Source organism: Hymenobacter busanensis, assembly GCF_008727865.1.
In the GTDB taxonomy this organism is placed as follows: Bacteria; Bacteroidota; Bacteroidia; order Cytophagales; family Hymenobacteraceae; genus Solirubrum; species Solirubrum busanense.
In genome coordinates this window covers 423441-437650 of record NZ_VTWU01000002.1, presented here as the reverse complement: position 1 = coordinate 437650, position 14210 = coordinate 423441, and the positions used below count along the sequence as shown (strand labels likewise).

The following is a 14210-nucleotide window of genomic DNA, read 5'->3' as shown; positions in this document are numbered from 1 at the left end:
ATAGTAGTCAGCCTCAGCAAAGCGGGCAATTGCAGCCAGGGTACAAGGGCTCTGATTTGTGCTGAGTCTCTAGCCACAAAGAGCTAAAGGCAATAGATATAAAACAAAAACGCCCTCAGCGCGGTGCTGAGGGCGTTTTGTGTGGTCACGTAGGGAGGTGCCGGGCTTCTGCTAGCGTCTGCTGAACTCTGCAGTACACTCGCTTTTGGGGCTTTTCTAACCTCGCAGCCAATACATGGGAGCTAGGTTCCGCTAGGATTTGCTAGGGTTGCATACTGCCTGCATACTGCTTCAAGAGGTGCTCTAAACCCTGCCTGACCTCAAAGGACGAATTACCATTCAGCATGGCTTCAACCGCCGCTAGCACGGGGGCGGACGAAGAGGGCGCGGATTTTTGTTTACCAGCTTTCCAACGTTCGTGATGCTCGGCAATGCTGTCCTCCCGCTGTTCGGTAATGCCCACGTATTTCTGGAATGCAAGAAACGTGCGGTGCCCCGACCAACTCATCACCTCTTTTAAGGCGAAGCCCTTGTTCAGGCATTCCGTGATGAAAGTGCGCCGCAAGGTGTGTGAAGTGACGAACTCCCATTTGAGCTTCGTACGCTCCAACGCCTGCCCGCGTAGGCGGTAATCCTGCGTGTGCTCCTCGTGCAAACTTTCTACCTGTTGGCAAACTTCCTTTATACCGTCGTTGAACTTTTGCTCACTGATTGCCGGTAAGCTGAGCACGCCGTTGATGGTGTATTTGTTTAAAACAGCCCGAGCCTGATGAAATATTGGGATGTGGACTCTGGATGCTTTCGCCCCGCTTTTCTTCATCGGCATGTTGATGAAATTGCCCGTGACGAAGCGGCTGTTGAGGCGTCGTAGGTCGCTCCACCTCAAGCCGCAGAATGCTTGCAGTACCAGCAGGTCCCGAATCTTGTCTAGGCGCGAGTGTAATCCGAATGGCAGCGCCTCGATGGCGTCCAAATCGTCTTGAGCTAGAACGAAAGGCGTGGTCTGCATTACGGCGTGTAGTGCTTTTGCCCCTTCATCAGCGAGGTTGACACCGGGAGCAGGATGCTGGCGTAGGAATTGCCGTAATAGACGCACGCGCTTATGTAGCGTCTGGTCATTGTAGCCCTGTTGCTCCTTGCCTCGTTTAGCAGTTTTCAACCATTGCTGCCAAAGGCGTATGTCTTCAGTTTGGAGCGAAGACAGGTACCATGTGGTTTTGTGTGCCTTCTCGAAGTCTTCGATGTTGTGCAGCACTGTGTTGAAGTTGCGACGGGTGCTTGCCGCCCAGTCTTCCTTCGTCTTCATCCAATTAGTCAGCACTTCCGTCAGAGGCAACTCGTCTGCCTCGACTTGTAATTCAATTGACCGCATCTCCAAGGACTTGGTAAGCTGGGCGCAGGTCGGATATACACATCCATTAGCGAGATACAGCTCCTGAACCTTGGCACTGAGCGTTTCCAGCACATCGAGTGCTTTCTTGTTATGCGATTTAGCTCCCGTGCCGATTACGGTGCGGCTGTGGTTGTCCCACTGAGCTTGGGGGATGCGCACCTCCGTAGGAAGGCGCTTGATTTTGCGAGCATGTGAATACTCGGCGTAGATGGTAACGTGACCTCCGCTGAGGTTCCGCGCCGCCAGATAGCATTTCTTTGCCATGAGTGGAAAGAGAAAGAAGTTGTTGATGAATAGAGCCGTGACCACGCCCAGTTTGGGGTAGGTTTCTCACAGAATCCGGCGTTATAGAGTCTCGAAATCGGAAAGTTTTAAAATGGGGGTAGTAGCGGTAAAAAATATTTTTAAAAAGCTCATAGCTGCACTCTAAACGAAGAATACGGTGCCTTGATTGCCCGGTAGAAGGAGAAATACACATTGGTTACCATCGGGCAGGGGGGTACATTTGCAATCGGTCATGTGTCAGGCATGACCAATCTATTCGCATGAAAAAGCTCTCCCTATCCCAGCTCGAACAGCATTTATCCCACGCCGCATGGATATTGAAAGGTCCAGTGGATGCAGCGGACTTTAAGGCGTACATCTTCCCGCTGCTGTTCTTCAAGCGCATCAGCGACGTGTACGACGAGGAGTTTGCGCAGGCGCTGGCGGAATCGGAGGGAGACGCGGATTACGCGGCGTTGGCGGAACTGCACCGGTTCGTCATTCCCGATGGCTGCCACTGGCGCGATGTACGCGAGGTGTCCACCAATGTGGGCGAGGCGCTGCAAGCGGCATTCCGAGGCATCGAGTCCGCTAACCCTAAGCAGCTCTACGGCATCTTCGGCGACGCGCCGTGGACCAACCGCGAGAAGCTGCCCGATGGCTTGCTCATCAATTTGATTGAGCATTTCTCTCAGTATAACCTCTCAAACGACGCCGTAGAGCCCGATATTCTAGGGCAGAGCTACGAGTACCTCATCAAGCACTTCGCCGACCTGACCAACAAAAAAGCGGGCGAGTTCTACACTCCGCGCTCGGTGGTGCACCTAATCGGGCTCATTCTGGATGCACAGGAGGGGGAATCGATATACGACCCGGCAGCGGGGACGGGGGGCATGTTGCTTGAGTGCACTGAGCATCTGCGCCAAGCAGGGCGCGACTACCGCACCTTGCGCATGTTCGGGCAGGAGAAGAACCTGACCACCTCGACCATCGCCCGCATGAACCTGTTCCTGCACGGCATCGAGGACTTCCAGATTGCGCGGGGCGACACCTTACGCTACCCGGCATTCGTTCAGCATGACCAACTCCGTCAGTTCGACTGCGTGGTAGCCAATCCGCCTTTCTCGCTTAAAGAATGGGGCGTGGATGAATGGAGCGCCGACCCCTTCGGACGCAACTTCGCTGGGGTGCCGCCAAAATCAAACGGCGATATGGCATGGGTTCAGCACATGATTTCGTCCATGAAGCCCGACCGGGGGCGTATGGCGGTGGTATTGCCACACGGTGCGCTGTTCCGTAAGGGCGCCGAAGGGCGTATCCGACAGGCGCTGATTGAGCAGGATAAGCTGGACGCCGTAATTGGCTTGGGCGCGAATATCTTTTACGGCACTACGCTGGCAGCTTGCTTGCTGGTGTTCCGGGCGCAGAAGCCTGCCGAACGACGTGGTAAAATCTTGTTCATCGACGCGTCGAACCAAGTACGCGTGGGCAGAGCCCAGAACTTCTTGGAGTCGGAGCACGTGGATACCATCTACGGGTGGTACGCTGCTGGCGAAGACGTGCCGCACCATGCCCGCCTCGTGGATGCAGCAGAGGTTGCTCAAAAGGATTTCAACCTGAACATCCCACTGTACATCGAGAAAGCTGCCGGCGACGCGTTGCCCAGCCTTGACGAAGCACTGACGCAGCTCGAAACGGCGGCACAGGCGGCATGGCAAGCGGAAGACCGGTTTCGTAAGCTGCTCGGGGAGTTCGAGTTGCTGTAGAGGAATCTTAATGGCAGGCTACCAACGGCATCGCGTCGTAGGTCCTGCCGTTCAAGGTTCTTCCTGCCGCTTTCTTGTTAATGCCGCCCCACTGCTTGAAGAAGAAAGCTACCCCCGCCCGCAAGCATTGCTGGCGGATGTCTTCCACCCATTCTTGCTGCATGGGGCGCGGCTTGCGCCCAGATTCGCCCCCCACAATGACCCAGTGAATGCCTTCTAGGTCTAAGTCGGGGAGTGGACCTAACAGGGGCTCTAGGGATAAGAACTTGACGTGCGCGCCGCAACGGCGTAAGTGGTCGATACGGAACTGAACCCGATGGTCTTCAACGGATACCCCCATCCAAATATTCGGCGACCAGCTAAGAGTGGGGGAGTACTGCTCCAATAGTTCCGCTCGTTTGGTCAGTACCTGAAATTGGTGCTGCGGGCAGTCGTTCATGGTGCCGAAGACGCGCTGGATAAAATCCAATGGTACATCCTCGTGGAACAGGTCGCTCATGGAGTTGACGAATACCTTTCTCGGCTTCATCCACTCATAGGGGCGCGTTAGCTCAGCCTCGTGGGTTCGAATCGACCGGAAGCCTGCCGAGTATTTTTCCAGCCCCATTGCTTGGAGGCGCTTGGTCATCACCTCGGCGTAGCAAAACTTGCAGCCGGCAGATAGCTTGTCGCACCCGGTGGTGGGGTTCCAAGTCATCTCGGTCCACTCTATACTTGACTGAGCCATAGGGTCATTTCCTGTTCATTTTTTTGTTAATATCGTTAGCAATTCTCAGTGCTGTTGCATTATTGGAACACAAAATAAAGTGATATAAGATAGCATTTCTGGAATTTCTAAGCACTAATGGCTCAGAAACATGCCTAAAAATGTTAGCCGACCGAATTCGCTCCCCATACAGCCTTCCTGCACGTTCCGAGGCTTTGTCCTGTTTGACGGTGACTGTTTCTTCACCAAACAGCGTCAGGCTCGTTTCTTGGCGGTAAAAGTACGCTTTTATCTCCTCTGGGCTCATGCCGAGAAAATCCTGCAGCCGTGCCATCCAGCCCGGCTGAATCTCGCCGTTGTTCTTGAGAAGCCTACCAATGGCTACGCCGGTCGGCACGAGAATCCAAACGTCCATTTCCGCCCCGCGCAACGCCTCGATGGTGCTCCAACTGAGTTGCATCCCGTACGGGTCGATGAACACTAAGGCGCGGTCGTTAATGCGTTCGGGGTTACGCATGTACGTAGCCAACTGCATCAGCTTCTCGTTGCAGTCGCCTTCGACTACGCGCACTCTTTTATCAGGAAAACGGGCTCTTATCAGTTCTGATAGGCTTTGCGCGTGCTCGGGGTTCTTTTCCACGAAGAAATACGCGTCGAACTCGCGTGGCTCCGTAATGGACAGCACTTGGGTCGCCACGCCCTGAATGAACTGCTCTGGGTCGTGGTCTTCATCGGGGCTTATCGTGCCCGACCCAGCGAAGCCATCGAAGTACAGTAACCGAAAGTGGGTTCGGTTTTTCATCACCTGTAGGTACGCTTTCACATACTTCATGAAAGCCTCAATCTTCTCCTCGGTCCAGACACCACCGAATTCGTTCATATAACAATTCTTCTACAAGAGTAACAAGGCTATAAGATACAGCGCCGGTAGCGAGAATTCCAATGCTGAACGCTCGCGTAGGGGACGGAGTGGTTGGTAAGAAGGTAGCGGCGCGGTAGCTTTACCTTTCCATACTTGCCCAATGACCCAAACCGAACTCGAAAAGTACCTCTGGGGTGCCGCCATTCACCTGCGCGGGCACATCGACGCCGGAGATTACAAGCAATATATTTTCCCGCTACTGTTCTTCAAGCGCATCTCCGACGTGTACGACGAGGAGTTTGCCCAAGCCATGAAGGATTCGGAAGGGGATAAGGACTACGCCACTTTCGCCGAACACCACCGCTTCCAGATACCGGATGGGGCGCACTGGCGCGATGTGCGCGCTCAAACGACCGACGTGGGCGCGGCGCTGCTGGCTGCCATGCACACCATCGAAAAGGCTAACCCCGATGTGCTCGGCGGCATCTTCGGCGATGCGAACTGGACCAACAAGGACCGCCTGTCCGATGCCACGCTGCTCAACCTCATTGAACATTTCTCCCAGCAGACGCTCAGTTTGGCTGCCGTACCGCAGGACCAACTCGGCAACGCCTACGAGTACCTCATAAAGAAATTTGCCGACGACAGCGGACACACTGCTGCCGAGTTCTACACCAACCGCACGGTGGTACGGCTGATGACCTTGCTGATGGACCCGCAGCCGGGGGAATCGATATATGACCCGACTTGCGGCAGCGGAGGACTGCTCCTCAACGCGGCGCTGCAGCTCAAGGAGGCAGGGCAGGAGTACCGCACGCTGCGCATTTACGGGCAGGAAATCAACCTGATTACCTCGTCCATTGCCCGCATGAACATGTTCTTGCACGGCATTCAGGACTTCCAGATTGCGCGGGGCAACACCCTGAGCCACCCGCGCCTGCTGCACCACGACCGGCTGCGGCAGTTCGACGTGGTGCTGGCAAACCCGCCGTACTCCATCAAACGCTGGGACCAGCCCGGCTTTCAGCACGACCCGTGGGGGCGCAACATCTGGGGCACACCCCCGCAAGGCTGCGCCGACTACGCGTTCCAGCAGCACATCCAGCTCAGCACCAAGCCCGACACCGGGCGCTCGGTGGTGCTGCATCCGCACGGCGTGCTGTTCCGCAATCAGGAGGCGCACATCCGACGCAAGATGATTGAAGCCGATGTAGTGGACGCGGTGATTGGCTTGGGACCGAACCTGTTCTACAATTCGCCGATGGAGAGCTGCCTGCTGCTGTGCCGCAACCGCAAGCCCGCAGAACGGCAAGGACGCATCCTGTTCATCAACGCCGTGGACGAGGTGAAGACCGAAAAAACCATCAGCCACCTCGATGAAACCCACATTCAGAAAATCCTGAAAACCTACCGGGACTTTCAGGATGTGGAGGGCTTTGCCAAGGTGGTGCCGATGGAGGATGTACTTGCCCGCGACGCCTCGCTCAACATTGCCTTTTACGTCTCGAACGTGCGCGGTACCGCCGCTGCTGCTTCAACCCTTACCGAAACGGTGGCGGAGTGGTCCGCCAGTGCCACCAGCCTACGCACTTCTCTTACCGCGCTACTCGCGGAGCTTTCCGAATCCTAATGCCCAATCTGCTCGAAACCCTTGACAAATCGGACTGGCAAACCTTCCGTTTTGATGAAATAGCCCACAATATCTCGAAGCGCGTGGAACCGGGTGCCACCGACTTGACAATCTATGTGGGGCTGGAACACTTAGACTCCGGCTCCTTGCACATCAAACGGAAAGGAACTCCCGCCGATGTGGACGGAATCAAGCTGCTGGTGTATGCTGGCGACGTGATTTTTGGTCGCCGCCGTGCCTATCAGCGTAAAGCTGCCGTAGCCACATTCGATGGCATCTGCTCCGCGCACGCAATGGTGCTCCGCGCCAAGCCCGATGTTATCGAGCCGCGCTTGTTCCCTTTTTTCTTGCATTCCGATGCATTTATGCACCGGGTAGTTGATATTTCGGTGGGAGGTTTGTCGCCTACCGTGAACTGGGGACACCTGAAAGTGGAAGAGTTCCTGCTGCCGCCCCGCGACCAGCAAGCCCGGCTGGCGGAATTGCTTTGGGCGGCGGACGAGGTAGGGGAGAAGCAACGGAATGTGTTAGATTCATTAAGGGCTTCAAAAAAAGAGACCCTGCGTGTGGTATTTGAGCCTGCCCAGACGGAGCAGGTGACTATCGAGCAAATCGCAGTTTGTTTGGATAGCAAACGCAAGCCCGTGAAGAAATCAGACCGTAGCACGGGTATATACCCGTATTATGGAGCAAGCGGGGTAGTGGATTACGTCGATGGTTTCTTGTACAATGAGCCGATACTCCTTGTGTCTGAGGATGGTGAGAACTTGAGCACAAGAAATCTGGATATTGCATACGAAGTAGACGAAAAATGCTGGGTAAATAACCACGCCCACGTTCTGAGGATTACAGATGCTAGCAGATACTTGGTGAAAGAATATTTCAACCACAGCGATATTTCCGACTACGTTTCTGGGTCTACCAGACCTAAGCTCAACAAGTCTACGCTCATGGAGATGAGCCTTTTTCTGCCCCCGAAAGAAGACCAACCTGAAGTTGAATTGAAACTCAAGCGTATCGATAAGACAATCGAAGGTTGTGAGGCTTCAATATCCCAATCCGACAAAGTAAAAACGCAGCTCATCAACCAAATTTTCTCTGCCTAACGCCCACTTCTAATTCTATGTCAACCCCGCCTATCCAACCCGAAATATCCGACGTTCAGAAAAGTATTATCCGCAATAATTACAAGCTCACGGCGGACAAAATCATCCAGATTCTGAAGAACCTGCGCAACAACGCACACCTTTCCAACCGGCGTTGGGTGTGGGAGCTGATGCAGAATGCCAAGGACGTGACCAACGCTTTCGGGCGCGTAACCATCGAAATCCGGCTGACGCCCGAAAGCCTGAGCTTCCGCCACAACGGCGACCCGTTCCACGTGGAGAACATCACTGGCTTGATTCAGCAGGTCAGTTCTAAGGCGTCGGACAGCAGCGACGAGGAGGTGACCGGTAAGTTCGGTACGGGCTTCATCAGCACCCACCTGCTTGCCGACGTGATAGAAGTGGGGGGCGTGGTGAAGCGCGCCAATGACCAGCACCGCCAGTTCAAGCTCATCCTCGACCGCTCCGGTACCACGTCCGAAGCACTGCTCAGCAGCATCAGCGAATCGCTCGACAGAATAATCTATCTGGACCACAACGAGGATGAGTTTCCGCTGCTGCCCACCTACGCGCAAGACCGCACGGAAGCTGACCTGCACACCGAGTTCTGCTACGTGCTGCAGGAGGAGGAAAACCACGAGGCAGCCCGCGCCGGCATCGCCGACTTGGTACACACCCTCCCCGGTACGCTGCTCAACATTCCGAATCTGAAGATAAAGAAGGTGCGCGTCAGTCTGCCCGATGGTGATACGCACACTTACCAAGTCACGAAGGACCGCTCCGAAGACCGTATTGCGTGGTACACGGTATCCACCCACAGTGCCAAGCAGGGGAGTATATACTATCGGCACTATGTCGCCTATGAAACCGAGGAACTGCGTCTGCTGGCGGAAGTCGAAGATTTCGAGTCGCTGACCCTCGTACCGCCTACTGGGGAGCAACCCATGCTCTACCGCGACTTTCCGCTGATTGGCTCGGAGAAATTCCACTTTCCCTTCGCCCTGAACGGCTTCGAATTTTTTCCTACCGAACCCCGCGACAGTATTTTCCTGAATGGGAAAGGCGAGGAGCCCACACAAAACCGCGCCCTGCTGGAAGCTGCGCAAGTGGCGGCGCTGGAATTCACCGCGTGGTTGTTGGAGCACAACGCCCGTAACCGTTTCGTACTGGCAAATACCCGTATTCCCGAAGTAAATCCCAGTTTCGACGCGACTACTACCGCGTGGTACAAAGCCCTGCAAACCACGTGGCGCAAAGCATTACTGGAACTGCCCCTCGTGGAAACCGAAGACAGGGTTCCGGCGGTGCTGGCAACCGTGCGTATCCCACGCCTGCGTGCCAATGCCAAGCAGGAAGACAATGAGGCGCTGTGGGAGCTGGCGGCAGGCTTTCTGGGCAAGGATGCCGTGCCGCGCCGGGAGCTGCTCACGCCGTGGATAAAGGCGCTGGGCATTGAAGAAGAAATGCTGAGCTGGGGCAAGTTGCTGCACCTCGGGCTCGAAGACCTACTGCGCCTCGTAGCGGAGAAGAAAACACTGGCGGCTCTGCCCATGAGCGAAAGAGAAGGTGGCAGCGAAGAAGCAGCAATTGTTTGGCTCAATGAGCTATACGCCTATCTGGCAGAGCAAAAGCAGCTCGATTTGCTGAAGACGTACGCCGCCGTGCCCAATCAGCACGGCGAGTTGCGCCCCTTAGATAAGCTTTATGTAGAACGCGCCGACGAATTGATTCCAGCACCCATTCTGGACGTGCTGCACAAGCTGAATCTGCCGTGGCGGCAGGAATTGGCACGGCGTGACACCGTACTGCCCGGCTACAAGCACCAAGACAGGGGGCTGCGTGAGGCATCCGCCGAAATCAACCGGGTACTGAAAGAACGGCTGAACAGCGGCGATACGTTAGAATCGGCATTCCTCCGCCGTGGCGACGCTCAGCAAATTCTCGTTGACCTACTGCGTCTAACCTCGCCCAGCGCCGACGATACCACCTTCCGGAGCCAGCTATTTAAGTATGCACAGGAGCTGCTGCACTTCGAGGAAGACTTCCTGCCCGTTGAGAGCCTAAAGCATTTCGACCCCGGCAAAGCCACGCAACTGCTGACGTTGCATCTGAACGGCTGCATCTCCAATATGCAAACGGTAGCAGGGCTAGCAACGTCGCTGAACCGCGACGAGGAAGACGCGGTGAACTTGTTGGGGCGCTACTTACGGTTTGTGGCAGAGAGCGGCACGTTCAAACCGCTGCTTGAGTTTGGCAATATCGTGCCCAATCGCGAAGGCAAGCTCTGCGCCTATAAAGACCTGTACAACTTCGGCACTCCTACCCAGCCGCTCGATGAGGAACTGCTGGAATTGCTCCACGCCTTTGACCGGTCGAAGCCCCGTTGGATGCCGCAGTTGCTCATGGACGGTATCGGCTTGAACTTGCCAAAAGGCGCGTACAAATTCGATGAGCTGGGCAACGACATCATGCTGAAGGTGGACAGCATCAGCAACCAGCGGAAGCACATGGACTACCGTGACCAGCTTCTGACGCTAATTGACTGGTGTAACGTGCATCAGGCGTTGGCAAAGCAATATCTGGCGCAGTTTCACGAGGAGTCGGGGCGGATGTTCTACATCCTGAACATCGAGAAGAGCGGTAAGGGCAGCGACGTGATAAAACTGCTGCGTCAAGCCGATTCTATCGCCGACTTAGTTGCCATCACTGAATCCGGCACCGACGTAACTAAGCTGCGTAAACTGGCGCAGCTCACCAGCAGCGACGCGGTGCTGGACCAAGTGTTAAAGTTTGCGGCAAACCTTGAAGGCGACGTTGCCAGTTTCAAGTTCCTGCAGAGCATCGGAGCAGAAATGGAGCGAGCCTTCAAGGAAGCTCTGATGGAAGCCGGTGTTACAGTTGTCATAGAGCCCGGCTCGGGTACTACAGCCACGGTAGCGCAAATTGATTACCACGGTATCGGCTCCTACGATTTTGCCGTGCGCAACCTTGCTACCAATAAAGCCTTCTACATAGAGCTAAAATCCTTCAAGAAGGACAATCCGCAGCACATTCGGCTGGCACAATCACAAGCAAAGCGGGCGGCTAAAGGCGAGGAGCCCTTTGCCCTCTGCGTAGTAGGGCGCGACCGTCGCGCCGAAGATGTGACTGCGGAACACGTTCGGCAAGAGCTAGTGTACGTGAAAGACTTGCAGTCAACGATGGAGCCAATTGCCAAAGAAATTGAGCACTTCGAGCAACTATACAGCCAGACTGATGCACCCGTTTGGTTTGATGTATCGTCGCTGCATCAAAGCAAGGTGTTCGTCACCCACGAATTCATCGACGCACGTCGCAACTCATTTGACGCTCTAATCCAAGATATTAAGGCTGCTATTCTCTAGTCGTATCTCCGGTCGCCACTATGCCTTCTTTCAACGAACTCAACACCGTCGAGTATTCCATCATCCATAAGCTCACGGGCGTAAACTTGAACAGCAACGGTAACGGCAAGGTACACGAGCCGGCTGCTACCTACGGGGCTGTGCCGGGAGCAGCCGCCAGCGCGGGAACGTGCCAGTGGCGCTACGTACCCGCTAACCATCTCAAGCGCAAGGAAACCGACGTGCTGCTGGAAGCCGATGTGAAGGATGCCCTCATCCGGCTCAACCCCAGTATCGCCGCCCAGCCCAGCCGCGCCGATGAAGTCATCTACAAGCTGCGCAACATTTTGCTCGCCGTACATGAGGTCGGGCTGGTGGGTGCCAACGAGGAGTTTGCCAAATGGGTGCGCGGGGAGAAGAGTATGCCCTTCGGAAACGATGGGCAGCACGTAACGGTGCGCCTGCTCGATTTTCAGGACCTGACCCACAACGACTACATCGCCACCAACCAGTTCCATATCCGCACCGGCACCGAGACCAAGATTCCCGACGTGGTGCTGTTCGTGAATGGTATTCCGCTGGTGGTGGGCGAAGCCAAAACGCCGGTCCGCCCCGCTGTTACATGGCTCGATGGTGCATACGAGGTGCACGAGGTGTACGAAAATGCTGTGACACCCTTGTTCGTGCCGAATGTGCTGAGCTTCGCCACCGAGGGCAAGGAGTTCTTCTACGGTGCCGTGCGCACCCCGCTTGAGTTCTGGTGCCCGTGGCGCTTGGAAGCTGCCGATGGCGTACCCGCCGACGAACTGGCGCAAGCCGTGGGCATGAAGGAGGTCGGCAAGCAGCTTTGCTCCTTGCTCAACCCCGCTACCCTGCTGGACATGCTGGCAAACTTCACGCTGTACGCCACTAACAGCAAGAAGAAAAAGATGAAGGTGGTGGCACGTTACCAGCAATACGAGGGCGCCAACGCCATCGTGGACCGCGTGGTGGATGGAACCATCAGGAAGGGCTTGCTTTGGCACTTTCAAGGTAGCGGCAAGTCTCTGCTGATGGTTTTCGCCGCCCAGAAGCTGCGGCGCCTGGCGGCGCTGAAAAGTCCCACAATTCTCATTGTGGTAGACCGGCAGGACCTCGACCAGCAAATCAGCGGTACGTTCCTTAGCGCCGAGGTTGCCAACGTGGTGCCCGCCGACAGTATTCAAGACCTGCGGGATAAACTGGCGAAGGATACCCGTAAGGTTATCATCACCACCATCCAAAAATTTCAGGATGCGCCCCAGAACCTGAACCTGCGCGACAACATCATCGTGCTCTGCGACGAGGCGCACCGTACCCAAGAAGGAGACTTAGGCGTGTATATGCGCGAGGCGCTGCCGAATGCTTTCTTCTTCGGGCTGACGGGTACTCCAATTAACAAGCGCGACCAGAACACCTTCGCCACCTTCGGCTCTGAAACCGACGAGGGCGGCTACCTGTCCCGGTACACGTTTCAGGAAAGCATTGCCGATAAGCAAACCTTGGAGTTGCACTTCGAGCCGCGTCTCCCCGAAGTGCATGTGGACAAGGAAAAGCTGGATGCCGCATTTGCCGAGCTGGCGGAGCGCGCCAACCTGAGCGAAGCCGACCAAAACACGCTTAGCAAGCGGGCTGCCAACCTCATCGAGTTTCAGAAAGCCCCCCAACGGGTCCACGCTATTGCCGAGGACATCGTGCAGCACTTCCAGACCCATGTGGAGCCGCACGGCTTCAAGGCAATGATAGTGACGCCGGACCGCTACGCCTGCGTGCAGTACAAAGAAGAGCTGGACAAATTGCTTTCTCCGGAAGCCAGCGCCGTGGTCATCTCCACTACTGCCAACGACCCGGACGCCTTCAAAAAGCAATGGGCGATGAACAGTGACCAGCAGGAAAAGCTGCTGAACAAGTTCAAGGACCCCAAGCACCCGCTGCAGTTCCTCATCGTTACAGCAAAGCTGCTTACTGGCTTCGACGCGCCGGTACTGCAGACCATGTACCTCGACAAGAGCCTCAAGGACCACACGCTGCTGCAAGCCATCTGCCGCACCAACCGCCTGTTCCCGAACAAAGGTTTTGGGCGTATCGTTGATTATTTCGGCTCTTTCGATGACACGGCAAAAGCCTTGGCGTTCGATGAGAAGACCATGCAGAACGTGGTGACCAGCATGGCGGAGTACAAGGTCATGCTGCCGAGTTTACTTGCCAAAGCCCTCTCGCATTTCCCCGGCGTGGACCGCACGTTGGTAGGGTTTGAGGGATTGGAAGCCGCGCAGGACTGCATCGATACAAACGAGAAGCGCGACGCCTTCGCTATCGACTATGGGGCGCTGTCGAAAATATGGGAAGCCCTGAGCCCAGACCCGTTTCTGTCGCCGTATCGGGTGGATTACAAGTGGTTGTCGCAGGTGTACGACTCCGTACGCCCCGCTGCCTCCGATAACGGACGCTTGCTATGGTTTGCCCTTGGTGCCGAAACCACCCGCCTCATCCATGAGCACGTCCACGTAAGCGGCGTTCACGATGATATGGAGGAAATGGTGCTTAACGCCGATGTCATCGATGACCTGATGAATGCCAAAGACCCCAAGAAGGCGAAAAAGCTGGCAAAGCTTATCGCCGGGCGTCTTGGGCGTCACAGCAGCCCCGAATTCCTCGCCCTCAGTGAGCGGCTAGAAAAGGTGCGCGCCCGCGCCGAACAAGGATTAATAAGCAGCATCGAGTTCATCAAGGAGCTGTGCCAGCTAGCAACCGAAACTCTCCAAGCCGAGAAAAACGTCGAAGCCCCAGTCGCCGAGCAGCAAAACGCCAAGTCCGCCCTGACCGAGCTGTTCCTCGAAATTCGCACTGATAAAACGCCCGCTATCGTGGAGCGCATCGTCACGGACATTGACGAAATCGTGCGCAAGGTTCGCTTCCCAAGCTGGCAGACCACCGAAGCTGGGAAGAAGCTGGTGCGTAGCGAGCTGCGAAAGGCGCTGCTCAAGTACCAGCTTCACAAGGACCATGAACTGTTCGAGAAGGCGTATCAGTACGTGGAGCAGTATTATTAATGCGAAAACAACCATTTTGCAGGCGGCAGCCATACCATGAGAAAGCCCCG

Annotated in this window: 8 protein-coding genes; 5 read left to right on the top strand and 3 right to left on the bottom strand. The window is 55.7% G+C overall.

Annotation, left to right across the window (positions count from 1 at the left end; genetic code table 11):
• Window positions 1-262: 262 nt before the first annotated feature.
• Entirely contained in the window at window positions 263-1657 is a 1395-nt protein-coding gene (locus tag F0P96_RS06310) for a site-specific integrase (RefSeq protein WP_151077981.1), read from the bottom strand.
• A gap of 281 nt (window positions 1658-1938) precedes the next feature.
• Between F0P96_RS06310 and F0P96_RS06305 the strand changes: the two genes are divergently transcribed.
• Window positions 1939-3423, top strand: a complete 1485-nt coding sequence (locus tag F0P96_RS06305; RefSeq protein WP_151077979.1) for a type I restriction-modification system subunit M — start codon at window positions 1939-1941, stop codon at window positions 3421-3423.
• 7 nt (window positions 3424-3430) lie between these two features.
• Here the strand turns inward: F0P96_RS06305 and F0P96_RS06300 are convergent, their stop codons facing one another.
• On the bottom strand, window positions 3431-4150 hold the full coding sequence (locus F0P96_RS06300) for a DUF5131 family protein (protein WP_151077977.1): 720 nt from the start codon (window positions 4148-4150) through the stop codon (window positions 3431-3433).
• A 4-nt stretch (window positions 4151-4154) separates the two neighbouring features.
• Window positions 4155-5009 (bottom strand): three-Cys-motif partner protein TcmP, encoded by an 855-nt coding sequence (gene tcmP / locus F0P96_RS06295; RefSeq protein ID WP_151077975.1) that lies wholly within the window; start codon window positions 5007-5009, stop codon window positions 4155-4157.
• Window positions 5010-5151: 142 nt separating this feature from the next.
• Between tcmP and F0P96_RS06290 the strand changes: the two genes are divergently transcribed.
• Genes F0P96_RS06290 through F0P96_RS06275 form a run of 4 tightly spaced genes read left to right on the top strand, consistent with a single transcriptional unit; the run spans window position 5152 to window position 14160 of the window.
• Window positions 5152-6621 (top strand): type I restriction-modification system subunit M, encoded by a 1470-nt coding sequence (locus tag F0P96_RS06290; protein ID WP_151077973.1) that lies wholly within the window; start codon window positions 5152-5154, stop codon window positions 6619-6621.
• Window positions 6621-7727, top strand: a complete 1107-nt coding sequence (locus tag F0P96_RS06285) for a restriction endonuclease subunit S (protein ID WP_151077971.1) — start codon at window positions 6621-6623, stop codon at window positions 7725-7727. Before F0P96_RS06290 ends, F0P96_RS06285 begins: the two co-directional genes overlap by 1 nt.
• 17 nt (window positions 7728-7744) lie before the next feature.
• Window positions 7745-11110, top strand: coding sequence for a sacsin N-terminal ATP-binding-like domain-containing protein (locus F0P96_RS06280; protein ID WP_151077969.1), 3366 nt, complete (start codon window positions 7745-7747; stop codon window positions 11108-11110).
• Between the two features lie 20 nt (window positions 11111-11130).
• Window positions 11131-14160: a type I restriction endonuclease subunit R gene (locus F0P96_RS06275; protein ID WP_151077967.1), complete on the top strand. Its 3030-nt coding sequence runs from the start codon at window positions 11131-11133 to the stop codon at window positions 14158-14160.
• Window positions 14161-14210 lie beyond the last annotated feature (50 nt).